The sequence below is a fragment of the Vagococcus elongatus genome (genome assembly GCF_003987645.1).
GTDB lineage: Bacteria > Bacillota > Bacilli > Lactobacillales > Vagococcaceae > Vagococcus_A > Vagococcus_A elongatus.
Map to the genome: position 1 here is coordinate 1 of NZ_NGKA01000017.1, position 21,493 is coordinate 21,493.

Consider the following 21,493-nt stretch of genomic DNA (forward strand, 5'->3'; position numbering starts at 1 on the left):
TGCCTCCATAATGAATAAAAGTGCAAGGGATTCGGCCACCTGCCGAGAAAAGTCCTGCACTTATTATACCAAAAAAATATAACAGATACTGTTAAATCAACGAAGATATAGTAATCAGCAGGCATTATTTAAAATCCACCCCATTTTAGAGCTCTATAATTTAATGGACTGGTGAATCAAAAGATGATTTGTCTGCCTTTTTTCATTGATTAATACGAAAACAAATACATATCACCTTTCTGATAATATTAAGTCACGGCAACTCCACACAGAAAGAATGATATGCTTTGTCTCATCATATCAAAAAAAGGCTTAGAATTGTTGACTGGTCCTATGTCAAAATTCAGGACCAATAGTAGCTTTGGGCATTTCAAGCATCACATTCTTGTCAGTTTTAAACCTATGGTTCAAAAAGACAACCCCACTTATTTAAGCGAAGTTGTCCATGTTTGTTATTTAAATTCGACTAAATTCTAGTCATTCATATCATTTGACGAGGGGTTCAAAATACCTACTCTTTATCATTTCTTTATAAAAACGAGTTCATTCAATAATTTTGTTATCTTTTTTAAATGCTACAATATTCACATAAAACAGTCACTTTTCTAATAATTCGTTCATCTTGCGTGTGGATTTATAAAATGCTTCATGAGGTTTTTCTAAATAAATAATATCATTAACTTCTAATGAAATATAACCTGAATAATTCAATTCATCAAGATATTCTAAATACTCTTTCAAGGGTAAATCACGATCTCCAGGTATTTCATGATTTCTATCACTAAAATGCACATGTTGAATACTTTCTTTTCCTATTATCTCATAAAAACCATCAATACTCTCTCCAGCTTCTGCCATTGCAACAACATCTAAACAGCAATACATATTACTCGCATCGACTTCTTTAATGACACGACGGATATCATGCGCTGTACAAACTAAATTAGATTCATATCTTTGCAATTGCTCAATATTTAAATCGACACCCATTTTTTTAGCGTATGAAGTAACTTGTTGAAATGTATCAACCATTCTTTCCCAAGCATACTCACGTTCTTCATCATACAATCCACTTCCAGAATTGCAAAACACCTGATTCGTTCCAAATTCTAAGGCATCCTCGACGGCCATCTTAAATAAATCAATTGTTCGGTTTCGCGTATTAATGTTTTTAGCTGCTGGATTAAAAGGATATACTAATGTTTCTGGTGTATACATTATTACCTTCATACCTTTATCCTCTAGCCGTCTACGATATTCTCTTATTTTTTTTATTGCATCACTTGAAGACAAATAATTTTCTCGCCAATAATGTGGTACACCTGCCCATAGCTCAACATTCTTAATTCCACACTCTTCCATAGAATTAATAAAATAATCAAACGAAAATTTTGAATACTGCACACTCATAGCAGCTAATTGATCCATCACAAGATTTTTCATGGCTCTCCTCCCTAATTTGAAATTTCATAATCTATTTATAAATCAATTGTTTGTATCATTCATAATTAATCAAAATATCCTCAAGTCTAATTCATCTTCCTCATTCATGTGTATCATTATGTAAACTGCTTAAATGGTGCATAACTTCTTTGTTTTTGTCATATAAACTATCATATAATCCTTGATAACATTGATATTTTTCGAAATTATCCTCATTAGGGGCATACTTTTCACCTGATTTAATATACCGAGTTAAGTCATCAAAAGATTCAAAACCTGGATATTTAACCCCTAGCGCCGCCATCATAGCATCACCATAGCATGCCCCAACGGTTTCCTTAGGGGTATATATGTCTTTTCCAATAATATCCGCCACAATTTGCAACCATTTATTATTTTGTGCCCCACCACCAACAGCATAAATTTTGTCAATAAAAACCTCTTCGTGACTTTCCATTAATTTAATCTGTTGGTTTATAGAATAGCCCACTCCTTCCAACGCACTTTTGTAAAGATGGTCTCTTGTATGAGATAAATCCAATCCGATAACTAATCCCCTAGCAAGAGGATCATTAATTGGGGTCCTTTCTCCGGCAAAATATGGTAAAGTTATCAAACCGTTGGAACCTGGAGGTATATCGTCTAAATTAACCATCATGTTTTCATAAGCATTATTCCCTGTTTGTGTCTCATTAATTACGAAATCATTAAAAATAGTATCCCGGTACCATTTTGTTAGACTACCAGCAGCGTTAGTTCCAGCTGATATATCACACAATCCTGGAACAATAAACTCCTCACGCCACAGACGATCATCATCAACCAGCTCGTTAGTTCCTAAAATCATATAGATTGAAGAACCAAATTGAATCATCATTTTCCCAGCTGCAACAACCCCAGCACTAATTGCTTCTGCACCTGAATCATCTGTACCTGTAATAACAGGTGTCCCGACTGCTAAACCTGTCTCTTCAGAAGCCTCTTCAGTCACATATCCGGCAATATCAGTCGCTTCTTTAATCGTGGCTAGCTGACTGGGGCGACAGACATATTCACACAATTCAGGAACGGGTTCCCATGTTCTTGGATTATATAAAGGATTAAAGCTGGCAAGTCCCAAAAATCTATCAACAACATAATTTCCCGTCAATTTCGCAGTTATAAAACTGGAACCTGTTAAAAACTTAAATGTTTTCCGATAAACATCTGGTTCTTTATTTTTTACCCAAAGAATTTTAGGCATAACGTCACTGGAACAAAGCTCTCTCCCATACCATTTTTTTATTTGTTCTTCTCCATAAAGTTCTGTTAACTCTTCAATCTCATCCGTTGCTCTTGAATCAATTCCATAGAGTATTGCTTTCCTTAACGGTTTACAATTTTCATCAACCGGCAAGCAATCGGCACCCAAGGCACTGGCTCCGACCGCTTTTATTTGATGAGCCGAAACACCTGATTTTTTCAGTAAATTGTTACTTATTATACAAAAATCTCCCCACCAATCCTTGTCTGCATCATGCTCATAAAAACCAGGAAGAGGATTTTCCATAAAGTGTTCTGTCTGGTGAGTAGCCACAATATTACACTCCTCATCAATGATAACTCCTTTACTAGAGTTGGTTCCTGTATCAATCCCCATGAAATAGGTCTTCATTTAATCGTTCCTCCTCAAAATTTTATAAACTTAAAAAGTTTATTATGTCTAAAATCATATCTTCATTATTTGATCTGTTTGTAATAAAGTCCGCTTTTTCTTTTACCGCATCCAATGCATTATTCACAGCCACTCCTATATCAGCGGTTTCTATCATTTTTATATCATTGGAGTAATTGCCCACCGCCACTGTTACATATTCTCCCAAAAGCAACTGTTTCAATTCAAGTAAACTCTGCTCTTTGGAAACCCCTAGAGCCATGATATCCATAACATTTTCGTCAGACATAACAAAACTAGCTTCCAATCTATTACCAGTGATAAAATTCAAAATCTTGTCACTGGCGATAGTAGTTGTGAAACCCTCGATTTCTGACAACGGCTCTAAATCTTCTAAAGACCTAAATATATTCGGTTCAGCTCCTAGATAACTTTTGTATTCCTTTACATTTTCCGTAAGATAATTGACGGCCCAAAAGTTATCTTTCAAAACATAAATAAAATAATCATGCTTTAAACAAAACTCAATAATTTTTTTGCTAACAAACTCTGGAATCAAATTATTTTTTAATGTCACTCTTTTGTGACAATCAAATATTTTTCCTCCATTATTTGTAATAAGGTAGTCCGTAAGGTAAAGGTCTTTAGTCAGCGGGAGTAAATCTATATCCCTTCTTCCCGTCACAAAACAAATCAAATGACCCTGTAATTTTAATTTGGTTAAGTTGTTTCTAGTTAAATCCGTCAAAAAACCATTGTCGTGGCAAAGTGTACCATCCAAATCAAAAGCGAAGAGATAACGCTGCACTTATATCCCTCTATTCTCGTAAATTTTTTCTAAAATCATAAACAACTTCCATAAATTCTTCCACTCGTTTTTGATCCACTCTAACATTCTCTAACCTCTCATTTTCCAAAAATCCATTTTCCTTGAAAAACGTTCCCACAATCGCCGCATCAGCAGTTTTCAGTTTTTTTGCAATAGTTTCTGGTCTACAACCAGTATTACAAATTACCACTACCTCTGGTGCACTTTGTTTCACTTCCAAAATAAGCTCATCATCCACATCTTGTCCTGCTGCATTAGCAGAAATACATAGACCATCAGGATGGGCTTTAAAAATTGTAGATTGAGCAATCTCAGAAAGACTTCTAGAATCCATATTTTGATCAGACTCAGGATTAATAAAATACAACATTTTTAAGTCATCTAAATATAGTGCTGCTTTACGACGTAATAGCTCAGAGAAATCGTTGTTATAAAAGCCACCATCTCCAACATAGACACCTGAAAATGTCCCTCTAACAAAATCTGCATTTACCGCAGCTGCTAATTCTATTGTAGCTTGTCCATCTGAAATGCAATCAACACCAAATGGAACTTTAATTTCCTTCATAAGTTCTCCAATAACTCTAGCCATACACGATGGTGTTACAAAACTCATTTTCCTTTGATAAGGAAGACTAAACTCATTACTGAAAATGATACCATCTACTCCCCCATCCTGAAGTGCGTGTAAATCTTTTCGTGCATGTTTCACAATTTCCTTCACAGAGTGGTGAAATTTAAAACGTGGATCCCCCGGTAAAGCGTCTAAATGAAGCATAGATATTATAGGCTTCTTTTTTTTAAACATATCATCTATCCATAACATTGATAAAACCTCCACAAAATATAATATTATATCTAATAATCAAACTGGCGATAATAACGTCGAATAGATAATGGATGACGCAAAAAGTGTTCCATATACGCATCTACTCTATTATTCACAGCACGCATGACTAAATGAGAAATAGTTCCTCTATTTTCTTGACTGATTCCTTCTAATTTAAATTCTTTTGTATCAATAATAGTGTAATTTCCACACACTTTTGGTAAAAAACGGGCAACCCTTTCTCCCAACGAGCGTTGCTCATCCTCACCGATAAACAACGTAACCGGCGTATCCCACTCAACAATTTCCTGCATCCCATGGAAAAACTCTTCACATGTAATTGATTTAGTTCTAATCCACATTTGTTCTTCCCAATAGCACATAGCGTAAGAATAAGTAGCTCCCCATTGATTGCCCGAGCCTATAAAATAATGTGGTAAATCTGGCCTTTCGTGAAAATTTGTTGTTTTTTTCAACGCAAAATCACATGCCCAAGCATCTGCAGCTTTTTCTACTTCAACCAACGCGACAGCAAGATGTTTTTCCATCTCTTCATTATATTTGTTGTAATTTGGAAAATCTCCATTTTTATACATCAAGTAATTTGCTACCATAAAAAATTTTAATTGTTCATTCTTAGGAGAAACAATTAAATAATCATACCTACCTTCTTGAGTCAAAACAGTATTTGGAGTATCAATAAAACTAAAAATAGTTCCTCCAATCTCATTAACTCGTTCTACCAATCTTACTATTTCTTCAGTATTTCCCGAAACAGATGACAGAATACACACAGAATTTTTTGTAAACCTTTTATTTCCTGTCGTTAAGAACTGTGCAGCATTTTCAACAAATATTGGTAGATTTGATTTCCCTCTAGTATGGACTTCTACTTGCATGCTAGAGGCATACGTACCTCCAATTCCGATAAAGTAAATTCCATCAAAACCATCTTTCCAAATTTGATCAACAATTTTTTCTATTTTGCCTCTTAAACCTAAGCCTTCATTAACGCTATCTATAAGTTCTCTCTCATCAAAGTTTCTTAAACTCGGTTGATTTTCTTCTTTCCAAAGTTCGGCCTTATACATAGTAATCCCTCAACTTTCCAATATTATCTTTTAAAATGCACCGTATAATCACAATAATCACTTCGAGTAAAATTTCTCGAAAATTCAATAAGTTGTTCATTTGTATCATATGTCTTACATTCAACCATTAAAACTGATTCATTTTCTTCCATTTTCAACAATTTAGCTTCTCTTTTATCTAGTCGTACTATTTCAAGAGTTTGCTCTGCTTCCTTCAATTCTATCCCGTAAAATCCATAAATTTCGAAAAGTGAAAAGACTGATAAATCTATCCCTTCTAATTTGGGGACAAGCTCATCCAAAACAAAAATTTCTTCAACTGAAAGAACTTCTTCCCCGATATAACACAACCGTTCAATATAATAAAGATATTTTTCTGGATCCATATCAAAGATTAACCCATAAAATTTACCTGCTCTTCTTTTATGTTTTTTTAATACTTTCACTGAAAAGTCGATGTTACGACCGTCCATAGTTTGAGTAAATCCTTGAAGTCTTTCTAAATCTCTCGATATTTTTTCCCCAACAACAAACGAGCCTTTCCCCTGAACTCTTCTCAAAACTCCTTCGCTTACTAAACCCTCGAGTGCGGCATTAATTGTGAGTCTATTCACTCCTAATGCTTTGGCAAATTCATTATCCGATGGGATAGCTGTTCCTGGCAAATACTCTTTATTTTCAATTTTAGTTTGCACTAAAGATCTCACCTGCAGATACAGTGGTGAAGCATAGTCGATTTTCTCTGTTCTAACTTTGATATTATCCGCCATATTATTTCACCATGCCCCAAAATATGAAATTGTTTTCGTAGCTGTTTTAGCACCATTTTCCATTGCCAAAGAAATATTACCATATTTATCAATACCGCATAAAAAGCCTGCAATATAACTATCTCCTGCTCCCATGGTATCCACCACATTATCACACGGTATTATTCCAAACTTAATAAATTTGCTACCATCATAACTCAAACTACCTTTTTCCCCCAACATAGCAATAACTATCCCAGAGCCTTTATGATGAATCTTTCTCATTTGATCACGTAAGTTTTCATTATCTCCAAAGTCGCTGGAAAAGAACAGATAATCCACATAAGGAATAACAGCAGTACATATATCATCATTTAGTCTGTTCGCACAATCAAATGCTATCTTGATTCCTCTTTTGTGCAATATTGGCAAATATTGCTCCGCCCTTCCCCAAAAATCAGCGACTACGAAATCATGAGTAGCAATAAAATCTATATCTGCATCCGACAATGAATAATCTATCATGACTCCTTCATGATAATCCCCAAAAATTCTTTCTCCATTCTCCAAACTCACTTCTGTCACAGCAGTATTTCCTTCCTCAATTCTCACATGACTAATATCAACTTTTTCTTTTTCTAAAGAATTAAGAATAATTTCCCCATTTTTATCATTTCCAACAGGACCTATATAGGAAGAGGATTCTCCTAGTCTTGCAGTATAAACAGCCATATTAACTGGGCCACCACCCGGGAAGGCTTCCCCCCCATTTATGTTCACATAAAAATCTACACAATTACTACCAATCGCCGCTAATTTCAAAACTCTCACCTCGTATTCTTTCATTTTTATTAGGTTAGCTCTGTCACAAAAGCTACAATATCTCCCCTAATTATCGAATTAAAGTACTCTAGAGGAGTGTCATCTTCAGAAATAGCTGTCCCACGAATAATAAATATTTCATCACATTCCTCAACTTTTAAGATATTACGTTCCTGCTTTTGTGCCAATCCAACTTGTATTGTTTCAAATCCTCTTTCAACAGAATATCCAATTTCACTTAACACTGTATATAACGATTCATTCTCGAAATCTCGGTGTTCAATTTCTTTAAATAAACTATTTGGAATATATGAAGTTTCAAGCATGATAGGTTGGTCTTCCAGGAATCTAATTCTCTTCAAAGCACATACGTCAGTTCCGAGCGGAAGCTTCAACTCTTTGGAAAGAATTTTGTTCGCCATTATTACTTCATTACTATAGATTTTTGTTTGAAAATCATAATCAGTCCCCGCAAAAAATTGTGAGGTCGAATAAATATCTTGAACATCTCGGATAATTTTTTTAGGTGCAATAAAATACCCAGTGTTTTTACTTTTTTTAATTTTCCCTTGCTTAATGAGCCTTTGTAAAGCACTACGTAAAGTCGTCCGGTTAACTCCAAAAGCATCAGATAACTCTCTCTCGCTAGGCAGTCTCTCTCCCGGTCTCATTTTATTTTCTAATATATAATACTGAATGGACTCTAATGCTACATCTAACGGTCTTACTTTTTTTTCCACAATAACGGCATCCTTTCAAAAATAGACATATGAGAGAAAAATCTCTCATATGACCAGTTTAACTGTTTGCCGAATATTTGTCTCCTTTTTTCCTATTCCAGAAATAGTATGCTGGTAAGCCTGTAACTACAGCAGCTATAGCAGCAATCAAACCTGCAGCTGGAGCCCATAAGAATGTTGAATAAATCAATGTTCCCGTCATAAACATGGCAATAACAGGCATAGCGTAACCAAATGGAGTGACATACGAAGGATTGTATCCTTCTTTTTTCCTTCTCAATACAAAAATAGTTCCAAAAGTCAAAAAGTTTTTCAACAATGCGACCAGAGTGAAATACCCTAATAAATCTGATATGTTTGTTGCAAAAATTAATACAATAGCGTACAAACACTGAACGATTATTGAGAAGTAAGGTGTTTCATACTTTGGATGAACTTTCCCAAATGATTTGAAAAATAAACCATCTTTCGCCATAGCATATTCAATTCGTGGTTGAAACATTATGCAACTAGACAAAGAACCTATAATAACAATTACCGCCGTTACTGCTACAAAAGTCCCCGCAAAACTACCTATCACTGGGATTTTTGATGCCAGTAATGCTATAGGAGCAGATGACGAGGCTAATTCATCTACAGATAAAATCCCTGAAGCTACGAAAGTCAAGCCTACGTAAATGCCCAAAACTATGAATGCTGTTAAAATTAAACCTTTCGGCATGTTTTTTTCTGGGTTTTTAATTTCACCTGACATATATGCAGGTGCTGCCATGCCATCAAAAGACCAAGTTGTAGCTGAAATTCCTGCAATCAGTGCCATTAAACCAGTGGATGCACCTAACATTGGTTTTGCTGACAACAACAAATCTCCTTGAAGATTAAATAGGCCAATACCAATAATCAAAATAAAAGGAAGAATTTTTAAAACGGTAATCACATTTTGAAAGAAGCCTCCACCTTCAACCGAACGCATATGTAAAAACATAAAAATCAAAACAAAAACAACGGAAACAAATTTTAAGGTCAAGCCACTGAGTGGAATGAAAAAGCCCAGATAATTGGCTATCGCTAATGCCATAATAGAAATTGATGGAGGATCGGTTGCCCAAAAACTAATCCAACCAGTCAAAAAGGCTAATGGTCTAGAACCCGCTTCTCTAAAATAAACATACTGCCCACCGTTTTCTGGATAGGCAGATGCCAACTCAGCATAACAAAAATTTGCTGGGATTTGCACCAGACCACCAATTAAAAAAGATAAGACCAATATTAAACTACTGCCAGCAGCACCGGCAACTTCGGAAAGCGAAGAAAATATTCCCGAACCAATCGTCGTCCCAACGCCAAGTGCGATAACCGTTCCTAACCCAAGTTTTCTTTTTAACGTGGGAATATCTTCTTGAATTTTTACTTCTTCTTTAAGTTCCATGATAAACCCCTTTCTTTTTTACACACTTTGTTTCTCACCTTCAACTATTACAATAATCGAACGTTGGGAAGGACCATCAAACTCACAAAAGAAAACATCTTGAGCCTTCCCTTTCAAAAGATTCCCGTCAACAATGGGGAAATGACAATGATTTCCAGTTAGATGGGCTTTCAAATGTCCAGTTGGATTACCGGCCGTCGATCCATAGTCATGTAACATTCTGGCATGGCTATATTGACCATCTTCTGGAACTAACCGTGTGAGAGTGTTATCTAAATCACTAATTAAACATTCCAATGCCTCATTAACAGCTATACCTGTTGTCGTATGTTTCGTTAGAACCGTTACTATTCCCGTTTTAATATTTGATTGCCTTACAATATTTTCTATATCATCCGTTAACATAACATACTGATTATACTTCCTCGTATTAAGGTTTATCATCTCAATATACAAAATGTTCACCTCTTAGACTTTCTTCCTCTAGACCGTTTAGAAAATTTTCGGCATTTCTCCATTTTATCAACTCTAATGTGCTCTCACGAAACCCTAAGCTATTCAATGCTTCAGCCATTCGAATTTGTTCAAACCTTGGGTTGCCAGAGCCGAACATTACTTGGTGTCTTAAACTTCTATCAATCCACGTAACTGGTATTTCTTTAGTAAAACACTGGGAAAAAAACTCTTTAGCATTATCAAAATATAAAGACCCCATACTCGTGAAAACATTACGATGTTTAACCAAAATCATTGCTGTTTCTCTAAGCCATGGCCACCCAAATTGAGTTAAGCAAATCCTAAGATTAGGTCGTTTGTTTGCGAGTTCTTCAAATTCCAAAGGGTGTCCAAATTTTGATAAAGTATTAGGTTCCCATGATAAACCTGAATGGAAAATTATCGGTCTATTGTTCATTTCACAAACATCATATAAAATATCCATTTTTTTATCACCAGGATAAAAATGTTGTCTTGAAGGATACAGAGCAAGACCACTTAGTCCTAAAGTCTCAAAGGCAAATTTTAATTTTTCTGCTGAGTTTTCTACATAAGGATCGACACTAGCAAATCCTATAAATCTATTTGGTTTCATATCAACTAATTTCTTTATGTCATCATTAGAAACAAGAGGGTAGCCATGCTCCATGGAGTAATCTCTCCCTAACAAAAACATTTTCTCTATTCCAGCTAACCTCATCTGATTCTCAACATGATTAAGTGAAGCAGTCCCGTTTAGATGAATATTAACTTCATCATGTCTTAATTGCTCAACTAGTTCATCGGTATTAATTGGTTCATAAAAATCTGGATGGACATCAACATCAATTAAAATTCAAATCACCTCCTACTTCAAAGTAGTTTTTTAAAATTATCTATTGCTCTCTTAGCGTAAAAACGTGGCTCATTCAAATATCCTAAAACTAACTCTAATGTTATCGTTTTATCATAGTTAATTCTTTTCAATTCATACATTAATTCTTTAAGAGGAATTGAACCTTCTCCTGGAACAATATGACTATCTGTTCCCTGGTCGCCATCTATAATATGCATATGGTCCATTTTGTCTCCCAAAATATCAAAGTAACCCATAATACTTTCATGTTGAACAAACGGGGGAACTACATCACACATACCAACAACATATGGGTTATCAATTTCAGCAAATAAATAGGCAAGATCATTAGCTCTAGTAAAAAAATTAGATTCATATGGGGTAAGCGGCTCAACAACTAATTTTACCCCCACCTTACTGGCATGCTCACCTAATTCTCTGATAGTTTCAAACAGCCTAGGCCAAAGCTCATCATACTTAGCTAAATATCCGCCATTAGCCGGGCTCGTTAACATATACTGAGCTCCCATTTCTTTAGCCATATCTAAACAAATTTTCAAATATTCAACTGCGTCTTTTCTTTGGTTCTCAGGTCCAATCATGTAGTTATAGGGATAAGCATTGTGTTCAGGAGTATAGCCTAAAACCGGCATTTCAAATTTATCTATCAATTTTTTTATTAGATTGATATCTCCATTTTTTAAATCTGGTGCAAAAGCATGCGGCCTCCCTCCCCATAACTCAATAAAATCGTAGCCGTACTCTTTCGCATCAGCGAAACAATGTTCAATTGGATTTCGCTGATATCCTGAAGTAAACATTCCTATTTTCATCAATTAAGAGCCTCCTTTATTTCCATGGTTCAAAAACTTGAATAACTTCGGAAGCAATTTTCGCCCCTTTATCCAAGCAATCTTTGATAGTATATTTGTTTAGATACCCAAACAAAAATCCCGCAATAAAACTATCACCTGCTCCAACAGTATTCTCTATCTTTTCAACTGGATAAATACCAAATTCATAAAATTTTACTCCATCATAAGCCAAACTTCCCTTTTCACCAAACGTAGCAACGGCAATTTTCATGCCACGATCAACTTTATCTTTTAAATAGCTTTCAATGACATTATCACGTTTCCCAGCATATGAGAAAAATCCTATATCCACATAAGGTAACGTTGATTCAACTAAAGGATGATCTATACGATCTGCGTAATCAAAACTGATAACACCCGATGTCAAAGCCTTGATTTCAGGTAAAACATCTTCGGCCATGCCCCATAAAGCAGTATGAATTAAATCGTGTGATGCAGCAAAAAAAATATCTTTTTCATCAAACTTAATGTTTCTCATGACTCCTTCAATATAATCGCCGTGAACTCTTTCTTTTCCATCTAACTCCATGTAAGTTATTGCCGTGGCACCATTTCCAACCTTAAAATGACTTAAATCTAAATTTTCATTTTTTAATGTTTCTACCATCCACCTTCCGTTGTCATCATTCCCAGTTGTACTGATAATCGAACAATCAATTCCGAGCTTTTTTAGATTTACCCCTGTATCAACAACATTTCCTGTTGGATACATCCTATTAACCTCCTCTCCATCAATTTTTCGATAAAAATCAATACAATTGTCTCCAATCATTGCTGCTTTCATAAGCCTCTCCCCTTTACAGCGTTTTCATTTCTCTAAATCGAGTATATCACTCAAATCTATTATAATCAATATTTTTTTATATATGTTCGTATTTTTTTATACCAGAATAAATTTATATAGCGGATAAAAACCGAAAATTTGCATATTTTACTCTGTTACCAAACTTTGAAAGCGATTCCTCGCGTTTGTTATCACCCTTAAACGAAATAACACTAACACAAAATAAAAAACACAGATATGTAGATTTTTTTTTGTACCACATTGTTTTGGAAATTTTAAAAAAATGTCATTTAACTTTATAAAACAAAATACACACTATTATACATTTATAAATGATTGAATCAATCGAAGTTAAATAAATAACCGAAAACATCATCAGTAAAATAGAGAAGTGATTGTAGGAGTGTTTTCTATCGATTCGAATTATAATTCACTTTTATTCACTGGGTCATAGCTGGATAAGTTGTTTGATTTCCATACCTAAATAGTTATAAATTATTCACTAAACTAACGACCTATAAACTACTTTACAGATTTTATAAATGTAGGAATCCTCTCATTTTACAAGCTTATACCCTGTTTCATCTTTGCATACATCTTGAAAATTTAAGCGGTTGGCCAGAGAAAATCCTGATGAAGCACTGGAAAATGATATTAAACCATTTTCTATTCAAATAATGAATGATACGATTATCGTCGGATTACTTTGGTGTTGCGAAATAGGGGTTTGTGTATTAATCATAAGAAAGTCTTTAGGATAATGAAAAAATTAGGTTTAACAGTCATTAAATTTACGAAAAAATACCGTAAGTATAACTCTTATAGAGGAAGCGTTGGACGAATAGCCGAAAATCGGATATATAGAAAATTTTATACATCGATCGCTCATCAAAAAATTTCAACTGATACAACAGAATTCAAGTATTATAAAAAAGATGCCAATGGCATCTTGGTCATCAAAAAACTGTATTTAGATCCATATTTAGACATATTTAATAGTGAGATTATCTCTTACTCAATTTCACATAGTCCTAGTGCTGTATCCATTAAATCAATCCAATTAGAAGCAATTGAGAAAACGAATGACTGTCCCTTTAGAAGAACGTTTCATTCGGATTAAGGCTGGGCATATCAAATGGCTCAATACTCACAGTTCTAAAAAAACATAACATCTTTCAAAGTATGTCCCGAGAGGGACATTGTCTAGATAATTCACTTATGGAAAATTTCTTTGGTCTATTTAAACAAGTTAAACAAGAAATGTATTATGGTAGGATATTTCACAGTTTTGAAGAGTTGAAAAGTGCCATTGAGAGTTGAGTCCATTACTATAATCATGATAGAATCAAAATAAAGTTAAGAGGATTAAGTCTGGTGGCTTATCAATTAAAAATGACTTTATGAAATAAAAAAACGGAGCAGATTTCTCTACTCCGAAAAAAATCGATTGTATAATTTTTGGTGTGGATGAAGAAATTCATTCATACCTATTTTGTTATAAAAAAATAGAAACATATGAATTTTCCAGTTAGAATAAAGTTGCCATCACCCATTCAGAAAGGAAGATTCATATGTCTCATCATCATTGTATCCGAACCTCATTAAATTTAGAAGATGGAAATATCACTTTTGAAAAAGAATTTTGTCAGGAGGTTGATATAAAGGGGCTTACCAGCCTGCTTTATTTTGCCACTCTTAGCTATACGCCCACTCATTGTCCCAACTGTGGGGGTATTAATGAAGATTTTTCTATCGTTAAACACGGGTTCTTAACCTCGTGGTTAAAATGGTTGAGTTCTTCCCATCAACCTACATTCATTCAATCGAGAACCTACATCTATTGTAATTCAAACCGTGATAGGTTACATTAAATATTATAATGAAGCTCGAATTTAACAAAAATCATGCTACAAATCTCCGATAGAATATCGGAAATTTATAACCCAATAGAAATGATTTTTTGATACTGTCCCATTCTTATGGCTCAGTTTCCTATGCATATACGGTTCTTTTATACCAAATATCATTAAAATTTCTATGCCAATAAATGTTGGTTATTGTATAACGTCAATAAGGCTTTGGAATTATGAAATTAGCTCATTTACATTTTTTATCCTCTATCTTGTCCTTTTGATACGCTTTAGAAATATCCATCAAGGATTGATAGGTATCCTGAATGATTTTGCGGTACTTAGGCTCCTCAACATACTGCGCAACTTTTTCTAAAACTTTTTGCTCTCTTGCGGTATCGAGGACTGCGATATTCTGTTCCTTTTTTATCCGAGCGACTTCTTCTACAACTTTTAAACGTTCTTCCAACAAACTCACGATTTGCCGGTCTATGACATCAATTTTCTCTCTTTGTACTTCCAAGTTCTCCATTTTCCCGACTCCCTACTCAATGACTACTTTTTCAAAAAAATCTGCCGCATCTCCTAATACTTGAACATCGTTGCCAGTCATCAGTACTGCTTCCTTGTTGACTAAAATTACATGACTGTTAGAATTCTTATACTGGATCAAGCCGGCAAAAGGATAGACTCTAAGACTGGTCCCTACGATCACAATCGTATCTGCCCCTAAGATTTTTTCGACAGACTGGGCAATAATTGTTTCATCCAGCATTTCTTCATATAGAACCACATTCGGCCGCAGTTGCCCGCCGCAGCCTTCGTGTCTGTCAGATTTCAAGTAGTCTTCTGCTGACACTTCCTGTCGGCAGTTACGACAATACACATCATATAAACTGCCATGGAAATGCAGTACATTTTGACTGCCGGCTTTATCATGAAGCTGATCGATATTTTGCGTAATTACAGTACAATCTTTTTTTACTTTTTCCAATTCTGCCATTTTTCGATGAATCACATTAGGCTGTGCTTGCGGATGATACAATAACTTCGTGAATTGATAAAATTTATCAGGCTCTTTATCCAAGCACGTATGGCTCAGCAGATACTCTGGCTGATCAATACCACTATAGACACCGTCTAGCGAACGGTAATCAGGAATACCAGAAGGGACAGAAACACCTGCGCCAGTCATAAATACTAGTTGCTCACTCTCTTTTATCAACTGTAATGCTTTTTCTGTTTCATTTTTCATTTTTATCACCTAAAGACAGTATATCATAAGAAGGCTTTCTCTTGATTGATCAGCCGTCGTAAAATCCAAGGATAGCAATGGCCGCCATAATCATGGCAATCACCAGATATTGTTTCATCGCCAGTTTTTCCTTTAAAATAATCCTGGACCAAATCACTGACACAATACTATAAGAAGATATTAGCGGAGCCACCACGATCGCATTGCTGGCAATTGCTCCCACATAAAAAAATTGTCCTAAAGTTTCAAAACAAGCTGCAAACAAACGGTTCTTCTCCCGATATAAAACTACAGACTCCTTTTTGATTACCCGTATGTATAACCAGCAAATTATTGCAACGAATAAAAAGGTCAATTCATACGCAATCAACGCTTGATCTTCAGACATGATTTTCTTTGTTTCTAAATAATAGCCATCTAGAAATGTCCCTAGACCATCAATGAGACAATATAAAATCGGGAAAATAATCGCCACAGCACTTTTCCGATATTTTTTATCTATCACTGCCCCTTCTTTGGCTAATTGACGATCTGATTCTTGTTTCTCATAATATGACAACAAAAAAATCCCTGCAGAAATCATCGCTACTGCTAAAAATTGAATTTTTTTCATAGAGCTTCCTAACAGAAAAAATGACAGCAAGGCCGAAACCGCCCCTGACGAGTTGCTGATTGGCGAGGCGATGGACAATTCGATATAACGCAGACCCACATACCCAATAGTCATAGATAAAATATACATAAATGACACCGGCAGATACTTAACTAAGTTAATCCAGTCAAAGCTCACACCTTTAAAAATCATATACCCTATGGCGTGAAGCCCCATGACTCCGCCTACCATCATCACCGTCCGCAAAGCACTGTGCTTTTCCGAAGGGTCATTTCCTTTTTTATAAAACAGATCGGCGGTCCCCCAAGCCAAAACTGAAATCATCGCAGGTATAAACCACATAAACATCCCAACCTTTCAATTGTTATCCTTACATAAAGTACCGTAGTTTTTTGTAATCGTCAATGGCGTTTTATTTCTCAAACTACTTTTTTAAAGTAACAAGGCAAGCTTATCTTTGCTTATTTGAGCAGTTATTCGTTATAATGGGTATGTATAAAAATAAATATAGGAGGTAGTTTTTATGAAAGTCATCGTTTTAGGTTCTTCACACGGCGGCTATGAAGCTGTCGAAGAATTACTGTTGACTCATCCAGAAGCTGAAATTCAGTGGTATGAAAAAGGCGACTTCATCTCATTTATGGGTTGAGGGACTCAAATGTATCTCGAGGGAGTAGTTAAAGACGTTAATTCTATACGTTATATGACTGCTGAAGAGATGGAAAGACGTGGGGTCCACGTTTTCACAAACCAAGAAATTACTAAACTGGAAGCCGACAAACATCAAGTTCGTGTGCTTGATCATTTGACTGGTGAAGAACGAGTAGAGTCCTATGATAAAATTATTTTAAGTCCGGGGGCTGATCCGTTTATCCTTCCTGTTCCGGGAAATGATTTAGACAACATCAAAACTATGCGCGGTCGTCAAGACACTATCGATTTAAGATTGCTGTCCGTAGATCCGGCCATCGAAAATGTCGTTGTCATTGGTGCCGGGTATATCGGCATCGAAGCAGCTGAAGCTTTCGCCATGGCAGGCAAACATGTGACAGTCATCGATATTATCCCTCGTCCTCTGGGTGTTTACTTGGATAAAAGTTTCACCGATGTGCTTGAAAAAGAAATGGAAGACAAAGGTGTCCATTTGGCAATGAAGGAATCCGTGACAAGTTTTACCGGTGAAGGAAAAGTTGCTTCTGTCATTACTGATAAAGCAGAATACCCAGCCGATTTAGTTGTCATGTCCGCTGGCATCCGTCCTAACACCGCATGGCTCAAAGGGGCTGTGGACTTGCTGCCTAATGGCATGATCAAAACGGACCATTATATGCAGACTAGCCAACCAGATGTTTTTGCTATTGGAGATGCTACACTCATCCAGTACAATCCTGGAAAAACGGAAGTCAATATTTCTCTTGCCACAAATGCAAGACGTCAAGGCCGCTATGCTGTCAAAAACTTAACCGAACCTGTGGCACCATTCCCTGGCGTTCAGGGATCGTCAGCTTTAAGAGTTTTTGATTATAAATTTGCTTCAACAGGACTAAATGATCAGATGGCAGAAAAACTAAACATCGACATCAAATCGGTCCTGCTAGACCAAGACACTTTAATGGACTTCATTCCTGAAGAAATGAAGGAGCGAGTCATGTTTAAATTAGTTTATGATCCGAAAACGCTGGAAATTTTAGGTGCTCAAATCCTATCAAAACAAGATTTGACGGCAAATATCAATGCCATATCTATTGCAATACAAACAAAATTCACCATTGAAGAATTAGCTTACGCTGATTTCTTCTTCCAGCCGGAATTTGACACACCTTGGAACTTATTAAACATGGCAGGTCTAAAAGCACTTCAACAAGAAAGATAAGTTTAATACACCCTAACGACCGAGGCGAACTGTGCCTCGGTTTTTTCTTAGCAGGTTAAAAATAACAAATATTGCATGACTTTTTTCCATTAAAATGGTATGATTGTCCAAGATAAAAATGAAATGGGGAAAGAAACATGGTGGCATTTTTTATTTATTGGTTCAGCATTTTTGTCAGTCTTGCCTGGGTCATCCTTAGTATTGGATTCTCAATATTTTACCTTGCAAGAAAAGAAAATGGTAACCTATGGGCTTTTGCCTTCTTCAACCTTCTAGTGATTGTCTTTTTAGCAATTATTCTAGTCGTCTATAAGACTTGGGACTTCGACATCACATTATACAGCTCTGCTATCAGAGCACTAATGATTGCCAACGGTGGACTGTCAGTGATTCAAGCAATCTTGGGACGTGTCAAGAAACCGCAAGTCGCACACTCTTAAAACTAACCCTGCCGGAAACTTCCGACAGGGTCTTTTTTTGTTTGAGCTTGTTTTTAATGATTTCGATTTATGCGATTCTTCAGTTCAATAAATTATAGATCCGCAATCCCCCACAACTCCATGGGCACATAATCCAATCTCTTTATTTCACAAATTGTATTGTTTTTAAACCATCCGAACTTTTACCGATTATTATTTACACCTGAACTTGACGCAGGCAATTTTCTAAGCTATTATAGAAACAATTAAATTGCCTCATGATGAGGTAGAGGTCGCGATAATCAAGAAGTTTGGTCGAGTTTGAGGAAACCATGACACCAAGTGGAGGGAAAGTCGCCGAAATGCTTGCCAGCCTCTCTGGTAAGTGTTGGGACAGTAGCGAACAACTGCTGGACTGTCTTAGTCTGTGAAGACTAAGTTGCGCTATTTTCGTCAGCGGCGGAAAATCTGTGCAATCCAAGACCTCGTGATATCCACGAGGTCTTTTTTATCAACTATATTTATAGGAGGAAACAAATGAAAAAATGGATGACGTGGCTGTTTGCTTTTTTGCTGATTTTTCCTGCCTTGACTTGGGGCAACAGCGAAGCAACAGCAGAAACTAACGATGAAGATCTTTTTAGAGTAGGAATGGAAGCAGGATATCCCCCTTTTAACTGGACTCAGCAAACCGACAAAAACGGTGCCGTACCTATCGACGGGCAAAAAGAGTATGCTGGCGGCTATGATGTTGAAATTGCTAGGAAAGTCGCTGAGGGGCTAGGAAAAAAACTAGTTATCGTCAAAATATCTTGGGACGGTTTGGCTCCCGCACTGACTTCTGGAAAAATAGATGCTATCATCGCTGGGATGTCTCCCACAGAAGAACGTAAAAAAGCGATTGATTTTTCCGAGGCCTATCACCACGCAGAACTGGTCATGATGGTAAAAAAAGGCTCTCCCTTTGAAGAAGCCAGATCCTTAGCGGATTTTGAAGGTGCGAAAATCACTGGCCAGCTGGGGACTCTTCATTATGATGCCATCGACCAAATTCCCGGTGTGCAAAAAGAACTTGCCATGGATGATTTTCCAGCCATGCGTGTAGCACTGGAATCAGGAGTCATCGACGGCTACGTTTCAGAAAATGTCGAAGGACTTACTGCCAGAAAAATCAATCCGAATTTTGTCATGGTACAATTTGATGAAGGAAAAGGCTTTGAACTATCAGAAGCTGACTCAACCGTCGCCATCGGTTTAAGAAAAGGGAGCCCTCTGACCGAGCCGATCAATGAAGTTTTAGGCAATATTTCCAGAGAACAGCGTGAAGAAATCATGGCTACGGCGATTGAACAGCAACCAGGAGCCGAAGACGATGCGACCGGAGGATTCTTCTTTTGGGTTAAAAAAATTGTAGAGGAAAATGGGGTCATGTTTCTACGAGGTGCCGGAATGACTCTGCTTATCTCACTTATCGGAACAGTTTTGGGCACTGCCATCGGGATGGCTATCGGAATGTTCAGAACGATCCCCACACCAAAAAAGGCGGGTAAAAGAGGCCTATTCAACTTTTTAAATACTTTATTTTCTATTTATATTGAAGTCTTCCGGGGAACACCGATGATCGTGCAATCAATGGTCATTTACTACGGTGCGGCACAAGCATTCGGTATCAATATCAATCGTACGATTGCAGCCATCATTATTGTCTCGATCAATACAGGGGCCTACATGACTGAAATCGTCCGTGGCGGGATTTTTGCTGTGGACAAAGGGCAATTTGAAGCCGCCCAAGCAATCGGTATGACACATTATCAAACGATGCGGCATATTGTCGTCCCGCAAGTTATCCGCAATATTTTACCAGCGACCGGCAACGAATTTGTCATTAATATCAAAGACACCTCTGTTTTAAATGTCATTGCAGTCTCGGAATTATTTTTCCAAGCAAAAACAGTTTCAGGAGCAAACTTCAGATTTTTTGAAACCTTCTCGGTAGTCTGTGTCATTTACTTTGTCATGACTTTTGCGGTGACCCAAATCTTACGGCGTATTGAGAAAAAACTTGATGGTCCCGGGCATTACGAGCCTTATGGAAATCAAATGCAAGTTCAAAAGCCTGAAACCATAGACTAGGAGGGATTCTGATGGAAAAAATGATTGAAATTAAAGATTTGCATAAAGATTTCGGTAAGAACCATATTTTAAAAGGTGTAAATTTAACTATTCACAGAGGAGAAGTCGTGACGATTATCGGGTCCTCGGGATCGGGCAAGTCCACACTTCTGCGTTGCATCAACATGCTGGAAGAACCTACTAGCGGGGATATTTTGTTTAAAGGAGACAGTATTCTGTCAGATGAGTATTCACTCTCTCAATTACGAACCCATCTGGGAATGGTTTTTCAACAATTCAATTTATTTGAAAATAAGAATGCCCTGCAAAACTGTGTAATAGGTCAGGTCCAAGTCTTGAAACGCTCACAAAAAGAAGCGGAGAAAATCGCAATGGACAATCTGTGTAAGGTAGGGATGGGAGAATTTCAAAATGCCAGCCCTAAGCAACTTTCAGGCGGACAAAAACAGCGGGTCGCCATCGCACGGGCCCTTTCAATGAATCCCGACTGCCTACTCTTTGACGAGCCAACCTCTGCCTTGGACCCTGAAATGGTCGGAGAAGTTTTAAAGACGATTCGTGAACTGGCAGCAGAAGGCTTGACGATGGTTGTCGTCACCCATGAAATGGGTTTTGCCAAAGATGTCTCCGATCGTGTCGTCTTTATGGATCAAGGAGTGATTGCAGAAGAAAATACTCCTGAGGAAATTTTTAACCATCCAAAAGAACTGCGAACGAAGGAATTTTTAAAACGAATTTTAGAACAACATTAATACTTATGCCCACTTTGTGGATA

Annotated in this window: 21 protein-coding genes, 1 pseudogene and 1 riboswitch; of the genes and pseudogenes, 6 read left to right on the forward strand and 16 right to left on the reverse strand. The window is 36.6% G+C overall.

What is annotated here, in order from left to right:
* Window positions 1-597: 597 nt before the first annotated feature.
* The 13 genes from CBF29_RS10350 to frlD (CBF29_RS10410) form a co-directional block, all read right to left on the reverse strand.
* On the reverse strand, window positions 598-1,443 hold the full coding sequence (locus tag CBF29_RS10350) for a sugar phosphate isomerase/epimerase family protein (RefSeq protein ID WP_126809655.1): 846 nt from the start codon (window positions 1,441-1,443) through the stop codon (window positions 598-600).
* 100 nt (window positions 1,444-1,543) lie between these two features.
* On the reverse strand, window positions 1,544-3,097 hold the full coding sequence (locus CBF29_RS10355; protein WP_126809656.1) for an FGGY-family carbohydrate kinase: 1,554 nt from the start codon (window positions 3,095-3,097) through the stop codon (window positions 1,544-1,546).
* Window positions 3,098-3,119: 22 nt separating this feature from the next.
* Complete coding sequence (locus tag CBF29_RS10360; protein WP_126809657.1) at window positions 3,120-3,905, reverse strand: HAD-IIB family hydrolase; 786 nt, start codon at window positions 3,903-3,905, stop codon at window positions 3,120-3,122.
* Window positions 3,906-3,915: 10 nt separating this feature from the next.
* Complete coding sequence (locus CBF29_RS10365) at window positions 3,916-4,752, reverse strand: BtpA/SgcQ family protein (protein WP_126809658.1); 837 nt, start codon at window positions 4,750-4,752, stop codon at window positions 3,916-3,918.
* A gap of 32 nt (window positions 4,753-4,784) precedes the next feature.
* On the reverse strand, window positions 4,785-5,846 hold the full coding sequence (locus tag CBF29_RS10370) for an SIS domain-containing protein (RefSeq protein WP_126809659.1): 1,062 nt from the start codon (window positions 5,844-5,846) through the stop codon (window positions 4,785-4,787).
* Between the two features lie 23 nt (window positions 5,847-5,869).
* Window positions 5,870-6,616, reverse strand: coding sequence for a GntR family transcriptional regulator (locus CBF29_RS10375; protein ID WP_126809660.1), 747 nt, complete (start codon window positions 6,614-6,616; stop codon window positions 5,870-5,872).
* A gap of 6 nt (window positions 6,617-6,622) precedes the next feature.
* Window positions 6,623-7,417 carry a fructoselysine 6-kinase gene (gene frlD, locus CBF29_RS10380; RefSeq protein WP_126809661.1) on the reverse strand — a complete coding sequence of 265 codons (795 nt, stop codon included), beginning with the start codon at window positions 7,415-7,417 and terminating at the stop codon, window positions 6,623-6,625.
* A gap of 29 nt (window positions 7,418-7,446) precedes the next feature.
* Complete coding sequence (locus CBF29_RS10385) at window positions 7,447-8,157, reverse strand: GntR family transcriptional regulator (RefSeq protein WP_126809662.1); 711 nt, start codon at window positions 8,155-8,157, stop codon at window positions 7,447-7,449.
* 58 nt (window positions 8,158-8,215) lie between these two features.
* Window positions 8,216-9,586: an amino acid permease gene (locus CBF29_RS10390; protein WP_126809663.1), complete on the reverse strand. Its 1,371-nt coding sequence runs from the start codon at window positions 9,584-9,586 to the stop codon at window positions 8,216-8,218.
* Between the two features lie 18 nt (window positions 9,587-9,604).
* The gene (locus tag CBF29_RS10395; RefSeq protein ID WP_245987354.1) at window positions 9,605-10,051 is read right to left on the reverse strand and encodes a secondary thiamine-phosphate synthase enzyme YjbQ; all 447 of its coding nucleotides are present in this window, start codon (window positions 10,049-10,051) and stop codon (window positions 9,605-9,607) included.
* Window positions 10,032-10,730: an amidohydrolase family protein gene (locus CBF29_RS10400; RefSeq protein WP_245987356.1), complete on the reverse strand. Its 699-nt coding sequence runs from the start codon at window positions 10,728-10,730 to the stop codon at window positions 10,032-10,034. Before CBF29_RS10400 ends, CBF29_RS10395 begins: the two co-directional genes overlap by 20 nt.
* 203 nt (window positions 10,731-10,933) lie before the next feature.
* Window positions 10,934-11,749: a fructoselysine 3-epimerase gene (frlC, locus tag CBF29_RS10405; protein WP_126809665.1), complete on the reverse strand. Its 816-nt coding sequence runs from the start codon at window positions 11,747-11,749 to the stop codon at window positions 10,934-10,936.
* Between the two features lie 16 nt (window positions 11,750-11,765).
* Window positions 11,766-12,575 (reverse strand): fructoselysine 6-kinase, encoded by an 810-nt coding sequence (frlD, locus tag CBF29_RS10410; protein WP_126809666.1) that lies wholly within the window; start codon window positions 12,573-12,575, stop codon window positions 11,766-11,768.
* Window positions 12,576-13,272: 697 nt separating this feature from the next.
* Between frlD (CBF29_RS10410) and CBF29_RS14180 the strand changes: the two are divergent.
* Both CBF29_RS14180 and CBF29_RS14340 read left to right on the forward strand, forming a co-directional pair.
* A pseudogene (locus CBF29_RS14180) lies at window positions 13,273-13,695 on the forward strand (IS3 family transposase); the annotation flags it as partial.
* 98 nt (window positions 13,696-13,793) lie between these two features.
* Window positions 13,794-13,895 (forward strand): IS3 family transposase, encoded by a 102-nt coding sequence (locus CBF29_RS14340; RefSeq protein WP_170170049.1) that lies wholly within the window; start codon window positions 13,794-13,796, stop codon window positions 13,893-13,895.
* A 777-nt stretch (window positions 13,896-14,672) separates the two neighbouring features.
* Here CBF29_RS14340 and CBF29_RS10425 read toward each other — a convergent pair.
* The 3 genes from CBF29_RS10425 to CBF29_RS10435 are packed head-to-tail and all read right to left on the reverse strand — an operon-like array spanning window position 14,673 to window position 16,635.
* On the reverse strand, window positions 14,673-14,957 hold the full coding sequence (locus tag CBF29_RS10425; RefSeq protein WP_126809669.1) for a chorismate mutase: 285 nt from the start codon (window positions 14,955-14,957) through the stop codon (window positions 14,673-14,675).
* A 12-nt stretch (window positions 14,958-14,969) separates the two neighbouring features.
* The gene (locus tag CBF29_RS10430) at window positions 14,970-15,680 is read right to left on the reverse strand and encodes an NAD-dependent protein deacylase (RefSeq protein ID WP_126809670.1); all 711 of its coding nucleotides are present in this window, start codon (window positions 15,678-15,680) and stop codon (window positions 14,970-14,972) included.
* 49 nt (window positions 15,681-15,729) lie between these two features.
* Window positions 15,730-16,635, reverse strand: coding sequence for a DMT family transporter (locus CBF29_RS10435; RefSeq protein ID WP_126809671.1), 906 nt, complete (start codon window positions 16,633-16,635; stop codon window positions 15,730-15,732).
* Between the two features lie 181 nt (window positions 16,636-16,816).
* On the opposite strand from CBF29_RS10435, the gene CBF29_RS10445 reads away from it, so the two are divergent.
* The 4 genes from CBF29_RS10445 (at window position 16,817) to CBF29_RS10460 (ending at window position 21,470) form a co-directional block, all read left to right on the forward strand.
* Window positions 16,817-18,166 (forward strand): FAD-dependent oxidoreductase, encoded by a 1,350-nt coding sequence (locus CBF29_RS10445; RefSeq protein ID WP_245987357.1) that lies wholly within the window; start codon window positions 16,817-16,819, stop codon window positions 18,164-18,166.
* Between the two features lie 137 nt (window positions 18,167-18,303).
* The gene (locus CBF29_RS10450) at window positions 18,304-18,606 is read left to right on the forward strand and encodes a hypothetical protein (protein WP_126809674.1); all 303 of its coding nucleotides are present in this window, start codon (window positions 18,304-18,306) and stop codon (window positions 18,604-18,606) included.
* A 258-nt stretch (window positions 18,607-18,864) separates the two neighbouring features.
* Window positions 18,865-19,040: riboswitch (Lysine riboswitch) on the forward strand.
* Window positions 19,041-19,122: 82 nt separating this feature from the next.
* Window positions 19,123-20,718, forward strand: a complete 1,596-nt coding sequence (locus CBF29_RS10455) for an ABC transporter permease subunit (RefSeq protein WP_126809675.1) — start codon at window positions 19,123-19,125, stop codon at window positions 20,716-20,718.
* Window positions 20,719-20,729: 11 nt separating this feature from the next.
* Complete coding sequence (locus CBF29_RS10460; RefSeq protein ID WP_126809676.1) at window positions 20,730-21,470, forward strand: amino acid ABC transporter ATP-binding protein; 741 nt, start codon at window positions 20,730-20,732, stop codon at window positions 21,468-21,470.
* Window positions 21,471-21,493: the final 23 nt, after the last annotated feature.